Source organism: Nocardia sp. NPDC055029, from assembly GCF_053608525.1.
The window spans coordinates 22,694-39,715 of record NZ_JBSGVQ010000043.1 but is presented as its reverse complement, the minus strand read 5'-3'; the positions used below and the strand labels follow the sequence as shown (position 1 = coordinate 39,715).

Sequence of the window (17,022 nt, the reverse complement as noted above, 5' to 3'; positions counted from 1 at the left end):
CTTCTGGTTCAGAAACGGGCGGTGGCGGCGTAGCTCTCGCGTAAGCGCTCGGCGAGCTGATGAATCACCGATCCTGGCGGCGCGACCACGGATAGATCCTTGCGGGCCGGGCGCCGCGGCGGAGCGATCTCTTCTGGATCGGAGTCCTGGCGTACGTACGTAGCGACGGCAAGGTTGCGGATCGCCGTCGGTATCTGGTTGCCGATCAGCTGCTCGAACCGTTCGGACAGGTCGGCGACGGTAGGTCGACTTTCTGGATCGAAGGCCAGCATGCGCCGCAGTAAACGTTCAAACGAATACGGGATCCCCGTCAGATCCGGAACCGAGGCCGAGTTGGAGATCTTGAACAACTGCATCGGAGTCGTCGCCTCGTGGAATGGGAAGTGCCTGGTCAGCGCATACAACAGGGTTGCGCCGAGCCCGTACACATCGGTGGCGAAACTAAGCTCCTTCGGTGAATTCACCTGCTCAGGGGCCATGCACGCTGCGCTGCCCAAAGTACTGCCGGTGTTGGTGAGATCGGAGGGCCCATCCGCGTATGCCACCAGCCCTAGGTCGATGATTTTGGGGCCCTCCGGACCCATTAGAATATTGCCTGGCTTCAGGTCGCGATGCAGCAGGCCGACGGTGTGAATGTCATTGAGCGCCTTCGCCACTAGCAGGCCGAGAGTTGCGGCCTGGACCTCGGTGAGAGTCCCCTGCGCCTGGATGTAGTCCTTGAGTGTGAGGCCGGGAATGTATTCGATGGCGACCCATGGCTGTATATCGTCAGCCTCCGACGCTGCAAGTAGCGTGGCGACGTGGGGGCTCTGGACTGATCGCAGTGCTTCCACCTCGCGCGCGAATCGTTCCCGGATCTCGGCGCGGCCCAGCAGGCCGCCGAGAATCACCTTGACGGCGACAGGTTCCTGGTCGTCGGTGATGCCGTAGTAGACAACGCCCATGCCGCCTTGGCCGAGTCGGCCTCGGAGTGCTACCGATCCCAGCCGTGTCGGATCGCTTTTCGTCAGTCTGTCCACCGGATGCTCCCCTCATCATCAATAGGTGGGTTCACCGACCCGCCGGCCAAGCCGGCAGCGAGTAGCCCCCCAAGTGCGTTCGCAGACTCTGCCGTCTGGCGAGCTGCTTCGCGCAGTTCGTTGATCCGTCGGAAAGCTGCGCCGTACCCCCGCTGCTCAGGCAGCGGAAGTAAAGGTATCCGAATGCGGTTGGTTTCGGTACGGATGGTGGAACCCGACGATGGCCCAACCGAGTCGGTCCAGGTGGCGAAGCCAGCCAGGAACCACGGATCGAGGCGTTCGAGGTTCGGGCGGAGCACGAGAACGGCGGGGCCAGCCGCTGCTCCAGCATCCCGGGCATCAGCGACACGGATCAGTGGGCATCCTCGCTGCGTGCGGGCTTGGGGGAGCAAAACGTCGCCGATCGCGATCGAAACTAGACTCGACGTGGTGGCTAGCTCGCTTGCCGGTGTCGTCGCACGTTCGCCGATAACAATATCCTGGGCGCTCAAGACCGGTTGCGTTGGGTTGCCTGCCGTTTCCACGCTGTCCTTCGATCGCGGCACTGTACGCAGAATCTTCAGGGAACCGCCATGCGCCAGGTCTGACAGCGTACTGCTGCGCCACTGCCTCGGTTGCGCGGTGGTCCAGCCGCGTAGCGGATCGATATCCGCGCGGACGGCGTCTGCCTGCTCCGACAGCGCTGCAAGAAGTTCGTCAACCTGGATCGCCAAGGTTTGCGGATCCGGCGGGACACGAGTGTGACGGGAAGGGCTGAGGTCAACGAGATCGTCGAGCAGCGTGACTACCGGAACCGATGCGGTAACGTCCGGAAGGGCTATGAACGAGTGAGGGCTGACGTCGAATGCCCGCCACGATGACACAACGCGATCCGCGAATTGGTCGAAGGGCTCGGGGGTGGGCTCGACAAACAACACGCGGTCCGATATCGCCGCTCCCCCGACAGGCCGACGCAGCACCCATAGTTGCAGCGCGATCGGCGTCCACGGAACGGTCCCGTTGGGCAGTGCGACCACCGCGCGTAGGGCGCCCGTCCGTAACAGCGCTGCCCGGATACGGCGTCCTGATGTGCGTGACGCCACAGCGGGTGGCAGCATGAACACGGCCGTTCCACCAGGGCGCAGGTGAGCCAGGCCGTGCTGTAACCAGGCCAGTTCCGAGTCAACCTTGAGTGGTTCTCCGTATACCCATCGGGAATCGAAGGCGAGCTCATCTGCTCCCCAGTCGCGTTGCCCTACAGGCGGATTACAAAGGACTGCGTCAGCCTCAAGATTGGGGAAGCCGTCTGCCCGCAGACTATCGCCGGTGTGAAATCGGTGCTCTGTCCCAGTCTCCAGGGCCAACGAGAGTCGTGCCAATTCGGCTTGTACCGGCATGGCATCTTGGCCGTGCAGGTCGGACGCGCCCAGTCTCGCGGCCTCGATCAGCAGCCCACCCCTGCCACAGGCTGGGTCGAAGACGCTTTTCGGATAGTCGGCGCCGGGCGTGACGAGCAACCGAGCCATCAATGCGGCGAGGGGTTGCGGCGTCCAGTACTGGCCGGACTCGAGAGAGCCCTGTGTTGCCCGCTCGGCCAGTACTTCCAGAACCTTCAGTGGGCCCTCTGCAGCGGCGACGGCACGGAGGGCGACGGATAACTCTTCCGTCAGCTGCTGGGCCTGGCCGGGAACGGTGAGTTGTCCGGCCTCCACCCGAACCGCTGTCAGTGCTGGCGCTACCTCCTCAGGGCGAACTTCGGTTTGAACCAAGGCGCGCAGCTCGGACAGCGGTGACTCGGCCGAGCTGTAGTCGTGCGCTTTCAACCAGGCCTTGACTTCGCTGAAATCGAAAAGTGGTCGGGCTTCCGTGCCACCCGTCATCGCGGGGAAGTCGGGATGACGTCGACGCCAATTGCTCACCGTTGCGCGGGTCACTCCCGCGTAGCGGGAGACGTCCGCGGCGGTTACCAGTGGCTGTCCATCTTGTGAGCCCTTGCTCTGCATGAGTGTGATCGTAGCCGGGTGGATGACAAAGTCAATCTCAGTATGAGAGTTGACAACGCATTCACGTATGGTTACGGTTCGACCAAGGGGGCGGCGAATCGATGTCGACTCGTGCAGGTATTGAAGGGGTAGGAATGAGCAAGTAGTCGGGATCCGGGCCAACGCTCCGATCGGAACAGGCGACGTCGATCGGTCTACGTGGTCATACGGGAATGCTGACCGTCGGGTTGTGGGTCTCACGATCGGAGAGTCTGCGATCTCGGGAAGCGTGCCCGCAGCCTCAGCGGTCGCTCGCGCCACGGCAGAGGGCGCCGAAGCCTGAATTCCAGCCGACGGTTGACCAAGTGGAGCTGACATTGAAGGTTGTGAAGGCGATGTGCTATGGCTCAGCTGACTGCAACCCTCTTCGTTCAGATCGACCGTCTTTTCCGCTTCGCTGACGAGCTGTAGACCGACAATGAATGGACGGTGCTCCACGAGATTGGCGACGGTGAGGATGTCTGGCAAACGAACCTCTTCACTATCAGCTGCACCGTACGCCCGGTGCGGCGGGCTACCCGTACGGCCAAACGAAACTGGTCGCACCAGACCTCAATTTTGTTCCTAACCGTCGCGGTTGCCGATGTGATTCGCGGCGGAGTGCACTTAATTCCACGACTACACCGAGATCGCCCTGCGTGAGGCAGCATCGGTCGACGAGATCATCGTCTCGCGTGCTGCTCGGCTGTAGATCTGTCACTAATTTCTCCAGCTTGAACCGGGCAACTGCATGGGTGATTCGACGGCAGCCCCGCGGCTGGCGATTCATGTTCAATGCGATTTACCTCAGGAGGAACCAATGCCTGCAAAAGTCCGCCGCGTGACGGTTTACCGCTTGGTTAACGTATCGCCCACGACTGACGCGATGCTCGACGCGATGACCGCCGACAAGCTCGGAGCCGAGGATTTCGATGTCGACGAGATCGAGTTCGCTGGCAGACCTGTGCTGGTGTTTACCCGGCAGTTTCCTCCTGAGACCGCTGGATGGTGCGCAGAACTGTCGGCGTTGACGGGCCGCGACATTCGTTTGGACCGTTCCGACGGCGCCGCAGTGCTTGTGCTTTCAGTGGACGACAATGTCTTCGCGATAGGGTACGGACAGGGTTTCCACTACATTCCTGCTCGGTTGAAAGAAGCCGACTTCGGCCTGAGGTGTGCGTTGCGGGCGGTCGATCCGGCGCGGGTTCGTGAGGTAAGTCGTAAGAGGCTCAGCCTCACTACCAGACAGGACGATACCTATACCCCGACCGGTGTTTCGATTGGCGGCGTTGGGGTTCACGAAAGGACCGAGCTGGTGAAACGCCTGGGTGGATTGCTTGAGGCTGCTGACCTTGGCCTCGATCACCGCGCGCAGGTATCGATGAGCGGCGCTGACGGGCTCAGGTTGCCGATGCCTGTGGACCAGTCGCAGTTCCTCGCCGTGCTCCGCCGGCTGAACGACATTGCGAATCGGGAAGTGCAGGAGGACTTCGAGGCAGTGGCGGCCATCGAGCCGGTATCTGACGCCGTGGTCTCGTCGAAGCTGGACGGCATGCTCGCGGATGGACTGCGAGGCGGATCGGCAATGGATATTGCCTGCGCAATGCCGGTGGATATGTTCGACGTTCGACAGGAGGTGGACGGGTATGTCGTCCAAATCGCTGGGCAGAGTTCGGTTATCGACGAGCTGGACATCACCGTTTTGCGGGCGATGTGCCGTGATCTTGACGATCCGGTGCAAGCTTTGCGCGACGGCGAAATCGCAGCGTGGTTTGGGAGAGGCGCAGGACCTGGCTGTGTGGCTATCCGCTGGATTGAGGCGTCGGCGTCGATAGGCTCTCAGATCTACTTCTTGAGAGAGGGGCGGTGGCACCAGTGCGGCGCCACCTATTTCGACTCGATCAGTACGCGTATTCAGGAGCTCATCCCGGACAAGCCGGAATTGGCGCTGCCGCCCTGGCCGAACGGAGAAAGTGAAAGTCGCTATAATAAGGCGGTTGCGGGAAGAATGCCCGGTACACCGTACGTGAGCCTTGACACGAAGCTCATCAAGACGAGTGTGCATGCTGGCAACGGATTCGAGGCTTGTGATGGGTTCACAGGCTCGCTGGTGCTCGTTCATGTCAAGGCATCTGACGGAGCTGCGCCGCTGAGCCATCTGGTGAATCAGGTGCAGTCATCAACTGAAGCCCTTTGCCTGCAAGCGGAGGCTAGGAAGAAATTCGCCGCGCTGGTGGAGGCAGAGAGCGGCGGCCAGATCACTGTGCCGCCAGACTTCATGCCTACGAAGGTTATCCTGGCGATCAAACTCAAGCGTAAGGAGCTCACGCCCGCGAACCTCTACCCGCTTGCGAAGGTCGCGATCGTCAACATGGCCGACTCGCTTATCCGCTATTACGGTGTCGCTGTCGAGGTGGTCGGCATTCCGCACGATTGAGTGGAGACGCCAGACCTCACTGCGTGTTCTTGGCCCGACGATGAAATGACGAACCAAGCCGCGCCGCGCTCGATCGGGTGATCACTTCCGCACCGCCGATGGTGCTGAGAACGCGCCAGGGTGGCGCCAGCGGGCCGCGAGCACTGCTCCAACACAGTTATATTCGCGGTCGGACGACCTAATATGACGTCAACGCACCGGTTTGATCCAGAGGTATGGGTGGCAACCTGGGGTTATTCCAGTCTCGTCCGAGATCAGACGTTGCGCCGAGGCGGCTCGGCCGGTCTGGAGAAGCTGATTCCTTCGCTTCCAGCAACTCACGCGGCTTCTCCGGGATGTCACCGTGGCCGTAGGAGTTGGAGCGGAGTGCTGCATGCCACGGTCTCCGGCCCTGCGGCCAACTCACCGTATAGGGCTTCGCCGTCGACCTCGACGGGATCGGGACCGGCGGTTGACGAGAAACCCAGACAGAACGACACCGAATACGGCGGCCTGGCAAGAGATGGCAAATATTCGGTCGCAGAGGGTCCTTCTGGGTGCTGTACTCGCAGCGGTAGCTGCACGTGGACGGTGTCGCTGAGCGTTGATCCCGGTTCGATTCGGGACGCGAGTGGTGGTGGTCGCGGCATCGACCTCGGCACGATGCAGTTCGGCGATCGGTAGATGAATTTTCGCTGGCTGATCTCCACGACACCGTCGGAACGTGGCACGACGAAATGCCTCTCGCGAGGTGCAGCCGAATCTGTGTCCTGCTGGATTCGGTTGATCGCGTAGACAGGGCTCGGTCGGTTGTTGGTCGCGGTGTAGTGGATGGTCAGTTCCGTCGGGGTTTCCTCGAAGTCGACGGTCGGCCCCAACCGTTCATCCCACTGTGCCTGGGCAGGTTCGCACCAGTGATTTCGGTCCTCGTCGATCGGGGCGGCCGGAGGCGGTGGCGAAGTGCTCGAAATCGCGGAGTGTCGAGCGATCGCTTCGTCCTGCCCCGCGGCGCACCCGCTGAGGACGAGGATCGATGACACCACCAGAACTCTCCGTAGCTTCATTCAAAGCGGGTTTTCAGGAAACCTAGGATTCGTCGACCGGCCCAGGCCAGAACTTGATGATCCGCTCGGCCAGGCTGAGGCCGCGCTTCTCGATCTGTCCTGGCCCCCAGGATTCGTGTGCGGCGATCTCCTGATTCATTCGTATGCTGCTGGCACGCAGGGTCTCACGCTTGCGGGCGAATTCGTGGTTGCTCAGCGACTCATTGTAGCCAGTCAGTGTGAGGTTCCCCAGCGTGTGGACGTAGCGCTCATGGAGGGCGTCGACTTTGTCATCGCCGAATTCGGTGCTCAACTGAGCGCGCCACTGGACTGAGAGTGTCTGGGGCATGACATGTTCGATTGTGAGCGATGCCGGGGCCACGGGCTCCTTGGTGGCGAAGAGATTCTCGATCCACGTCATCAGGACCTTGCGCTGGGCCGCCCGGCCGTTCAGGTACAACGGCATGCTCGAGATTCCCTCGATGAGCTGCTTGTCGGTCGCATAGTGCTTGCGGCCGACCGAAAAGTACATACGGAGAGCCGCATCCACGGGAACTGAAGTATCGAGTTGGGGCACCGCCTCGGCGAACAACCGATTCAGGTTCATGGTGGTACGACCGGTCAGGAACCGGCGCACCAGGAGGGCTTCGATGTAAAGGAGTGCCGTCGCGAGCTGCTCGTCGGATGCCTTGCCCTGATCGCGTAGCACCAGTAGGTGCAAAACTAGCGGCGCGGGGGTGTTCGAGTCCCATTCAGCGAGGCGGGAAAGCCGCAGTCGCACCTGGGGATCAGACTCGAGCTCCGGCTCTAGGATCAACCGGTAGAGCCTGCCGAGGCGAGCGATCCGTTCAACCTCGGCCACGATCTGCGCTTCGGTCGTCAACTTCTCGAGTCTGGCCTGCTGCGCGGCGAAGGTCTGACCCTGCTTCAACTTCGGTCGTTTGTGCAGGATATCGATCCAGAAAAGAGTTTCGATGCGTTCGTTGCCTAGTGATTCTTGCAAAGGCAGCCACTGTGTGCGGTACACCTCCTCGCTACGCTCAGGCAGACGCATGAACAGGTAGTTGCGGAGCAAGTCGCCCTGAGTGAGCATGAGGCCGGTGTTGTTGAGCGACTGGAAGATCCGGTGCACATTGTCGCTGGCGTGAGCGCTGATCGAAACGACCGACAAGCCCGAAACTACAGCATCAACGAGCTGCGACAGCCCGAAGGGCATGTCGTCTGCGTCGGTCATGGCACTCAGGCGAGCGCGGAAGAACCGGTAGGCGTTGACGACCCGGCCGTCGTGATCAGAGAGCGGTCGGCCATCGATCACCGCGGTGTACGCGGGGCGGTCGACCTGTGTCGGCAGGAGTTTGAGACGGTCGGGGTCGTCGTTGTACTGATTTGTCAGAAGTTGGTGGTGGATTCGGTCGCTGTCGCGGCTGGTCGAACCATCCACTTCCCGCAGGAAGTCACGGATCGCAGCGAGCAACAACGTCAAGGTGGTCAGGCGTTGCTGACCGTCGACGACCAGGAACTGAGTCACCGTACCGGCGACGCTCGCGGGCGCCGGGGCAAGCACCACCGAGCCGATGAAGTGGGTCGCCCGGGGCTCGTCGAGACGGTCCTCGGCGAGTTGGATGACGTCATTCCACAGCTCCTGCAGCTGTTCATCACCCCACCCATAGGGCCGCTGGTACAGCGGAACAAGGTACTGCGAGCTCCCCTCGAGAATCCGCTGCAGACTGGTTTCCTGGGCCGCGACCACTCAGTTCTCCTTTGTTGGCTTTCCACCGAACACCGACGAGGTGCCGTCTACTCGAACACGACGCCCTGTTCGGCTGCGGCCGCATCGATCAGGCGTGCCACCGCTGTCAGAAGCGCATTCGATTCCAGCGCCCGTCCCGTTACCGGCATCGGCGCGCCGCGTTCCAGTATGCGGACGTCGAGCGCCTGGGCACGGCGGGCGACGGAGCCGTTGCCGGACAACGCGTAGGCCTCTACCCATTCCGCATGCGGTTCCTCGACGATGCGGCTCTCCACCAGGTCGGTGAGGCGGCTCGTGACGGCGATCATGAAATTGTCGATCAGGACCTGGCGTTCCTCGGTGGTAGGTCGCGCACCCAGCCACCGCTGCGGGTTCTGGACGACGTTCCAGACCTGCTCGTTCAGGGACTCGCGGAGTTCGGCGACCGGCTTGAGGTTGTCGTATTCGTTGTTGTCCCACCGGTTTGCGACACGGCGGGCCAGCGCCTTGATGCGACTGCCGTGTTCGGGGAAGACCGAGGCGTGCGATTTGAGTTTGAGGAGGGCTTGCCACTTGTCGCGGAATTCGACAACGGCCTGTGAGATGCCTTCGAACAGTTCGGCTTTGCGGTACACCGGGCGGGACTCGCCTGCCCGGTTCGCGATCTCGGGATCGGCGATGTGCGCCAGCAGTTTGTTGAGTTCCTCGATGGTGCGGCGGCCTGCGTTGTTGGTCGGCTTGAGCTGCTTGTGGATGCCGCCCACGAAGAACGCGCCGTGCTCGAGGCGCAGTTGCAGAACGCGTTCCGCCGACTCGAGGGCGGGGTTGACCTGGCGGCCCTCGGCACGGAGCTGGCTCAAGACGTTGTGCAGTGACTGGCGGACATGTTCCTCGCGCTCGGTGAATGTGTCGAGGTTGTCGCCCTTGACCTGGTCGAAATGGGTGAACAGGAAGTGCAGTTTCGCCGAGTGGCCGGAGATGGCAACGCTTTTCAGGGCGGCGGCAGCGGCGGCCTGCATGGGCTGCTGAGCGTTGTCGACTAGCAGGACGGCGTCGACCTGGTCGAGTTGGCGGGAGATGCGGGTCGACAGGGGCGAGGCATGGGATTTCGCGTGGCCGAGGCCTTCGCCGTCGATGAGGACCAGCCGCGGGCGGGTGTCGGCCCACTTGGGGACGAACGGGCCGCTGACGCGGACCGCGCTCACCAGCGGGGTGAGGAGACGGCCGAAGAGTTTGGCGTTGTTGCCGGTGAAACGGGTGATGGTGGTGAGGAATTCGGCGCGGTCGGTGCTCTGCAGGGTCCACAGGATGGGCCAGTCGCGGGAGTCGTAGCGCAGTTCGCCGATGTCGATGGCCTCGAACCGCTGCATCAGCTCGGTGCGGAGCATGTTCACGATCTGGGTGAAGCGCGGGTTGCGCGGGAGGTCGGAATCGGCGTTGCGTTCGATATGTTTCGCGACTTCGTCGGCGGGCACCGTGTAGGCGGTCTCGAGGGCGTACTCCTCGGCCATCAGCCGGATCGACTGGACAGCGGACTTCAAGGCGCGCGCGGTGGCCGCCTCGTCGATCTGGCCGAAATCGTCGGGGTCCAGGTCGTCGTCATCGTCGTCCTCGTCTTCGTCGTCGATGACATCGTCGGCCGAAACGGCCTGGATTCGGCCGAGGGCGTAGCTGAACCGGAATCGCTGGTTCACGTGGTCGAGCAGCTTGCGGCCAACGACGGCGTCGTCCTTACCCGCATAGGCGGACAGGGCGGCCTCGACGACGTTCTCCTGGAGGTGCCCCTCGATGACGTCACGTGGCGCAAAGGTCACCGCGGCGCGGAATGTGGGCTCATCGCTGACGATCACCTCCATGTCGGCGACCGTGGTTTTCGCGGTGGAGGTCGAGGGGAACTTCTCCGTCGTCGGGTTGGTGCCGAGCAGCTGGCGCACGACTGTCGTCTTGCCTGCACCGGTGGTGCCGAGCAGCAGCACCTTTCGGTAGCCATCGGCGCTGGTAGGAAGTGGTATGGACCGGTCACGCAAGGACAAGGAATCAGTCTTGGAAAGGTCCACGCCCCCGTTGGCCATGTCGCTGTCACCTATCTTGCTGCAGTCGGCTGGTGGGTCCAGCCCCGGCAACTCTAAAAGCGGCTGAAAACTATGTCAAACGATGTGCGCCGCGTGCTGTGATGGCGTGACACCGACCGAATGGTTTGGCTGACACCCGGTCTGGGTAAACATATCGCCGCCCGCGGCACCTGCCTTCCTTTCATCCGGTATTTTGTTCCTTCGACCGAGAGGCACGGAGGGGTGATGGTGGCGCTGCAACCGCAGGTTGTCGGTGGTCGGTATCAGCTGACCAGCCAGATCGGCGCCGGCGGTATGGGTCAGGTGTTCGCCGGATACGACCGCCACCTCGAACGCCCCATCGCGGTGAAGCTCACCCGGCCGGACCTGGATACGGATCCGCAGTGGACCCAGCGGTTCATCCGGGAAGCGCGGCTGATGGCCCGCTTGGTGCATCCCGGGCTGCCTGCGATCCACGATGCGGGGATCGAACCGGGTCCGCCCGAACGGCCGTATCTGGTGATGGATTTCGTGCACGGTGTGTCGCTGGATCGGATCGCCGGGTACCGCAGCATGCTGCCGGTCGGGGTGGTTGCCTCGATCGGCGCGCAGGTGGCGGCGGTGCTGGCGGCAGCACACCAGCAGTCCATCTTCCATCGTGATCTGAAGCCGTCCAACGTGATGCTGTGTCCGGACGGGACGGTGAAGGTCCTCGACTTCGGGTTGGCAGTGCTGCTGGACAGTGATGTCTCGCGGCTCACCTCCACCGGCAATACCCTCGGGACGCCCGCGTACATGGCGCCGGAACAGATCAATGGCGATCCGGTCGTGGCGCAGACCGACCTGTACTCGCTGGGCCTGGTGCTCTACGAGTTGCTCACCGGTGCGCAGGTGATCACGGGGAGCACGCCGTTCTTGTTGTGGCGCAAGCAGATCGAATTGGTGCCACCCGAGGTCTCGACGCTGCGCCGCGATGTTCCGCGTGATGTCGTCGCACTGTTGTCGGACATGCTCTCCAAGGATCCGCGGCACCGGCCGCGCGACGCGACGGCCGTGCACAGCACCCTGCAGCGGCATGTCGGCGGGCTCGACGAGCTCGACGATGTCCGGGAGCCGACCAGCCCGGCACGACTGTATGCACAAGCGCTGGTGACGCCACCGAGCTACCGAACCGCTCGCACTCTGATCGCGCCACCGGCCGATGTCGCCTTCACCGAGCCACGCACCGCGCCCACCGTGCAGGGGTTCGGCGACGACCGGCGCAGCAGCGCCGACCGGCACTTCGACGCCGGTGAATTCGCGATGGCGGCCGAGCTGTATCGAACGTGCGCCGAAGAACTCACGGCCGCGAACGGGCCGTATGACGAGCAGGCGATGTACTGCGTCCAGCGCCTGGCCATCTGCCAACTGCGCCTCGGGAATCCGAAGGCCGCGCTGAATCGGCTCAAGCGGTTGCACCAGCAGATGTCGGTGCGATTCGGTGCGCAGGACCCTCGCGTCATCGAGCTGGCGACCCAGATCGACGGCATCCATGTTCGCTGAGCACATCGGTTGCTCACTACTGTCATTGGAGGATTCGGGTGATCGACACCGCGAACGGGGAGCAGATTCCCGCTGATCTGGCCGGTCGTGGTGCACGGCTGTTCGACTTCCTGGCCCATGCCCAGCAGCTGCGGGTGAGCCGGATCAAAGACATCGCCACCTATCAGCGTGACGGTGAGGTCATCTGGGTGGCCGATCTCCCGGCCGATCCCGCCGTCACCTATCAGCCGGCCGAGCCGGGTGCGCCGTTCCTCATTGTCGAGAAGACACAGGTTCCGCCTGTTCCGGCGCCGCCGCGGATCCTGCGTGACTGGCTGGCCGGGCCTTCCGACAATCCTGACGCCGAGCCCGATCTCGAGTCGCGTCGGTTCGATACCGACGGAACGGAACTCGAACTCGCCGACCACCCGGACGTCGCCACGGCTTACGCGCAGTGGCTGCCGCAGTGGCGGGAGTGGGCGCCGGTGGCGCGACTCAAGCACGCCGTGCTCACGCTGTATCAGACTCTGTACGAGGTCTATACCCGCTACGAGGGCGAGCGGGAGACCTTCGAGATCGTCTTCGCGCTGGGTCTGCTCACTTGGCATGGCAGCGCGGTCGGATCGGTTCGTCGGCACGTGCTCACGGTGCCGGTGGCGGTGCGGTTCGACTCCGGATACGGTGCGCTATCGGTCGCGCTGGACCCGGCGAGCACCGGCTACACCCCGGAGCTGCAGGACATCGTCGAGGCAGGCCAGATGTCGGCGCCTGGTGATCTGCAACGGGCCGAGGAACAGGCCAGAACCGGTGACGTGGACGCCTTCGACCGGGACGACATCGCGGCCCTGGTCAGGATGTTCGTCAACTGCATCAATCCCGACGCCGAATACCGTGACGATCTCTCGCCCGCGGCCACGACCTCGAGTCCGATCGCCTACTACGCGCCCGCGATCGTGCTGCGCAAACGCAGCAACCGAGGCATGGTGAACGCACTGCGGGCCGTCGCCGACAACATCAGGAATACCGGATCATTGCCCGCGGGCATGGTGAACCTGGTCGATCCCGATCATGAGCCGGTCGTGACCGGATGTGAGGACGCAGGCGCGATCGTCCACGACGGTCCCGACAAGTTTCTCCCGTTGCAGCTCAACGACGTTCAGCTGCGGATCCTCGACCACGTCGACAACCATGCGCATACCCTCGTCCAGGGTCCGCCCGGCACGGGCAAGACCCACACTGCGGCTGCGCTCATCACCCACTTGCTCGCGCAGGGCAAACGGGTCCTGATCACCGCGCATACCGACCGGGCGTTGCACGAGGTGCGGCACCGGTTGCCCGACGAGATCAAACCGCTGTGCGTGACCGTCGTCGGTGACTCCCGCACAGAGCTCGAAGAACTGAAAACATCGGTGAACCGGATCAATCAGGCTGCCGCCGACCATGATCCGGTTCGCTCGAGGCGCACGGCAGCCGCCACCGAGGCGAAGATCGAAGAACTGCGCCGCATTCGTGGCAGTCTGCATCGGGAACTGCTCAGTTTGCGGGAACGGGACATCACCGAACATCGGATCGGTGGGCAGACCGGCACTGTCGCCGACATCGCAACACAGTGGTGTGCGGGCCGAAACGAATTCGACTGGACTACAGGACTGCTCGCACCGGGTGCGGAGGAGCAATGCCCATTCTCGGCGGACGAGCTGACCGAATGGCTCGCACTACTTCGAGACTCTGATCTTGCCGACCCCGAAGCTGCGGCACCGGACCTGGTCGCGGCTGCCGACCTGCCCACCGCGGACGTCTTCGCGCAATGGCATGCGCGAGAACGGGAAGCCGGTGAACGGCGGGATTCGTACTCGCACCTCCGTGGAACACATGCTGTCGGTCAGCTGACGGCGCTCTCGCCGCAGGCGCGTGCCGAACTCGGTCGCGCGGTGGCGGAGATGGACAGCAAAGCCAAGGATTTCGCCGGTCGACCAGATGCCTGGATGCGTGCGGCCGCCGAAGCGATCCGAGCCGGTCAACAGCACAGGTGGCAGGGGTGTGCGCAGACCGTCGACGCACTCATCCCGCAGATCGATGCGGCGCTCGCGACGATCGGATTCACCGACATCCAGGTGGCCGATGTCGATCTCGCACCGCTGCTCGCGCTGGCGGAAAACCTGCGCAGGCATATCGAGCAGGGCGGCAAATTCGAGGTCAAAACCGACGGTAGCCCGAAGCTGGGATTCCTCACTCCGCGAGTCGTCAAAGACGCGCAGCCATTGTTCGAGCATGTCCGGGTCGACGGTCGGATGCCGACCAAGGTCGAACAGCTGACCGCGTTCCTGGAAACCCAGAACTGCCGACGTCTCCTCGGCCAGCTCGATGCCACCTGGCCGATGCCGATCCCCGTGGCCGGAACCTTGCGTGACCGCGTCGCCGCGCATCGTGCGGCGCGGATCTTGCTCGGTCGGATTCTCGGTTACGGTGATCGGCTGGCCGCAACCGGCAACGCATTGCGGGACATCGGGGTTGCGGTTCCCAACTGGGCGAAGCCGGACGAAGTGGCACACCTGCTCGAAGCGTTCGCCGCCGTCGAGGCCGAGCTCGCGTGGCAGCAGACCGGTGTGCCGCTGGCTCGCCTCGCCGAGCAACTCGACACTTGGTGCCGCGACCCTCGGGCGACCGATAACCTGCACGAATTGGCCGCCGCAGTCCGTGAGCGTGATGTCGCCGCGTACCGGCTGGCCGGCGAGCGACTCACCCAGCTGCACCGGCTCCGCCACGCATTTGCGCGTCGCCGTGAACTCGACGCCAGGGTCGCCGGGCAAGCCGACCTGCACGCCGCCGTGACCGCAGATCCGGACAATCCTGAGTGGACCGGCAGGTTCGCCGAGTTCCAGGCAGCGTGGCAGTGGAATGCCATGGGCAAGTGGCTGACCAGCCACAACGTGGGCGAGGTCAACGATCTGTGCCGCCGTCTGGACGGTGTCGAGGAGCAGCTGCGGGTGCAGGCGACGATCCTTGCTACCACCAGAGCATGGGACCGCGCGGTGGACAGGCTCACCAACAAGGCGCGGGCCGACCTGCTGCAGTACTCGCAATTGGTCAAGGATCGGGGTAAGGGCACCGGCCAGCATGCGGCACGCAAGCTGGTCGGCCTGCAGCGGGCGCTGGCGGAGTGCAGGCCCGCGGTGCCGGTGTGGATCATGCCGATCTATCGCGTGGTCGAGCAGTTCGAGATCAAGCCGGACATGTTCGATGTGGTCGTCGTCGACGAGGCATCGCAGGCCGGTGTCGCCGCGGTGCTTCTCCAATATCTCGCACCGCGGATCGTCGTGATCGGTGACGACAAGCAGGTTTCGCCGTCGGCGGTCGGTGTGAACGAAGGCGAGCTCAACAGCCTCAGCAAGCAGTACCTCGCCGGCGATCGCTACATCGACACCTGGAAGCTGCCCAAGCGCAGCCTGTTCGACGAGGCGGTGATGCGATTTCCGAAGAAGTTGACGCTCGTCGAGCACCGACGGTGTGTTCCGGAGATCATCGGGTTCTCCAACAAGATCGCCTACGAGCCCGAAGGCGTGTCGCTGACACCGGTGCGCCGGTTCGGCAGCGATCGGCTGCCACCGGTTCGCACGGTGTATGTCGAAGGTGGACAGGAGATTCGGCCCAAGGTCAACGAGGTCGAAGCCGACCGGATCGTCGAACAGATCGCTGCCTGTGTGGCCGACCCCGCGTATGACGGCAAGTCGTTCGGTGTCATCTCGCTGCTCAGCTCGGAACAGGCAAAGGTTATCTGGCGCAAGCTGATCGACGTGGTGCCGCCCGAGGAACTCGAGGCACGACACCTGCATTGCGGAGATGCCGCCGATTTCCAGGGCGCTGAGCGCGATGTGATCTTCCTGTCGCTGGTCGCCGCACCTCGCGAAGGCGGCAGGCTGACGGCGCAAACACAGGACGCCACCGTGCAGCGCTACAACGTCGCGGTCTCCCGTGCTCGCGATCAGGTGTGGTTGTTCCATTCGGTGACCACCCAGCACCTCGCCAACAGTGAGGATATGCGATTCCGGCTGCTGGACTACTTCCTGACCGTCGAGGCAGGTGCCGAGGAATCGGACTCTCCCGCAGAACGATTCAGCGACGACACACTGGTCAACCCCTTCGAGTCGCTGTTCGAACAGCAGGTTTACAACGGGCTTGTCGACAGGGGCTACCAGGTCACCGCCCATCACACGGAGACCGCTTGCGATCTGGACATCGTGGTGACCGGCCGGGGCGGACAGCTCGCTGTGCAGTGCGACAGCGATCGCTGGCATGGCGCCGATGCCTACCGTGCTGAACTGGCGTTGCAGCGCGATCTGGAACGATGCGGATGGCCGATCCATCGGATCCGGCAGGCCGAGTTCATTGTCGACCCGGAAGGGTGCCTGGATTCGCTGTGCGAGGTTCTTGACAGTTGTGGGATTCTACCGCTCGGGGAAGATCCCATTCAGGACCGAATTGCTGAAGCAGATACCGAGGGTGCGGCCGTCGAAGCATTGCCACCACCGACAAGTCTGCTCGACGAATTCGATTGGGAAAGGCCACAATCGCCGTCTCCGATCGAGTCGATCGCTGCAGCGCCTGACGTGAACTCGGACGATCTGACGGATCCGGCACGATGGTTGAAGCCCCCACGATCCGCGTCGGAAGCTGTCGAACCGGGGGAGCCGACGGCGGGCACTATGTGCGAATACTCTGAGTTCACAGGCGTGCTGGAAAGCCCGACCTCGGCTTCGCACGTCACGATCGTCGCTGATCTGTGCAGCATCGTCGCCGTTGAAGGACCGGTTACCGGTCTTCGCTTGCGGGCGGCCTACGTCAGCGCGGCGAAGACGCGAGAGCGCGACAACGTCAAGAGTGCGATTGATCGCGCACTCCACGCCGCGGTTGCACACGGTCGATTGCTCGTCGACGATCCGCTCGATCTGGGGGACCCGGGTCTGATGTCCTACCGTGGGCCCGACCAACGTGTGTCGCAATGGAGAGTGCGGGGTCCGCGCCTCATCGAGCAGATCCCACCCCGCGAGCTGGCTGAGGTGATGGCGGACCACGGTCAGACGGTCGGTTGGACAAACCAGAACGACTTGTTCCGCGCGGTGATCAAAGCCTTCGGACAGTCGCGACTGACCAACAACGCCATCGCAGCACTCGAGCGGGTTGTCGGTTTGGCGCACTCGCTGGGCCGCGATCGTCCGTGAAATCCGAACCGGCTGCGATTCTTC

Annotated in this window: 8 protein-coding genes; 3 read left to right on the top strand and 5 right to left on the bottom strand. The window is 63.3% G+C overall.

Translation table 11 applies throughout. The annotated features are described in order from the left end of the window. Positions 1–8: 8 nt before the first annotated feature. Both ACWF9G_RS28910 and ACWF9G_RS28905 read right to left on the bottom strand, forming a co-directional pair. On the bottom strand, positions 9–1,019 hold the full coding sequence (locus ACWF9G_RS28910) for a serine/threonine-protein kinase (RefSeq protein WP_452519165.1): 1,011 nt from the start codon (positions 1,017–1,019) through the stop codon (positions 9–11). Further along, complete coding sequence (locus ACWF9G_RS28905; RefSeq protein ID WP_452519163.1) at positions 1,007–3,001, bottom strand: N-6 DNA methylase; 1,995 nt, start codon at positions 2,999–3,001, stop codon at positions 1,007–1,009. The genes ACWF9G_RS28910 and ACWF9G_RS28905 overlap by 13 nt, the downstream gene beginning before the upstream one ends. 838 nt (positions 3,002–3,839) lie before the next feature. Between ACWF9G_RS28905 and ACWF9G_RS28900 the strand changes: the two genes are divergently transcribed. Beyond that, a complete protein-coding gene (locus ACWF9G_RS28900) occupies positions 3,840–5,456 on the top strand; it encodes a TIGR04141 family sporadically distributed protein (RefSeq protein WP_452519162.1) in 1,617 nt (538 codons plus the stop codon). Between the two features lie 338 nt (positions 5,457–5,794). Here the strand turns inward: ACWF9G_RS28900 and ACWF9G_RS28895 are convergent, their stop codons facing one another. Genes ACWF9G_RS28895 through ACWF9G_RS28885 form a run of 3 tightly spaced genes read right to left on the bottom strand, consistent with a single transcriptional unit; the run spans position 5,795 to position 10,279 of the window. Beyond that, positions 5,795–6,478 (bottom strand): hypothetical protein, encoded by a 684-nt coding sequence (locus ACWF9G_RS28895; RefSeq protein ID WP_452519161.1) that lies wholly within the window; start codon positions 6,476–6,478, stop codon positions 5,795–5,797. A 43-nt stretch (positions 6,479–6,521) separates the two neighbouring features. Next, complete coding sequence (locus ACWF9G_RS28890) at positions 6,522–8,228, bottom strand: DUF262 domain-containing protein (protein WP_452519160.1); 1,707 nt, start codon at positions 8,226–8,228, stop codon at positions 6,522–6,524. 47 nt (positions 8,229–8,275) lie between these two features. Further along, positions 8,276–10,279, bottom strand: coding sequence for a hypothetical protein (locus ACWF9G_RS28885; protein WP_452519159.1), 2,004 nt, complete (start codon positions 10,277–10,279; stop codon positions 8,276–8,278). Between the two features lie 225 nt (positions 10,280–10,504). On the opposite strand from ACWF9G_RS28885, the gene ACWF9G_RS28880 reads away from it, so the two are divergent. After that, entirely contained in the window at positions 10,505–11,800 is a 1,296-nt protein-coding gene (locus tag ACWF9G_RS28880) for a protein kinase domain-containing protein (protein WP_452519157.1), read from the top strand. Positions 11,801–11,838: 38 nt separating this feature from the next. Further along, positions 11,839–16,998 (top strand): AAA domain-containing protein, encoded by a 5,160-nt coding sequence (locus tag ACWF9G_RS28875; protein ID WP_452519155.1) that lies wholly within the window; start codon positions 11,839–11,841, stop codon positions 16,996–16,998. Positions 16,999–17,022 lie beyond the last annotated feature (24 nt).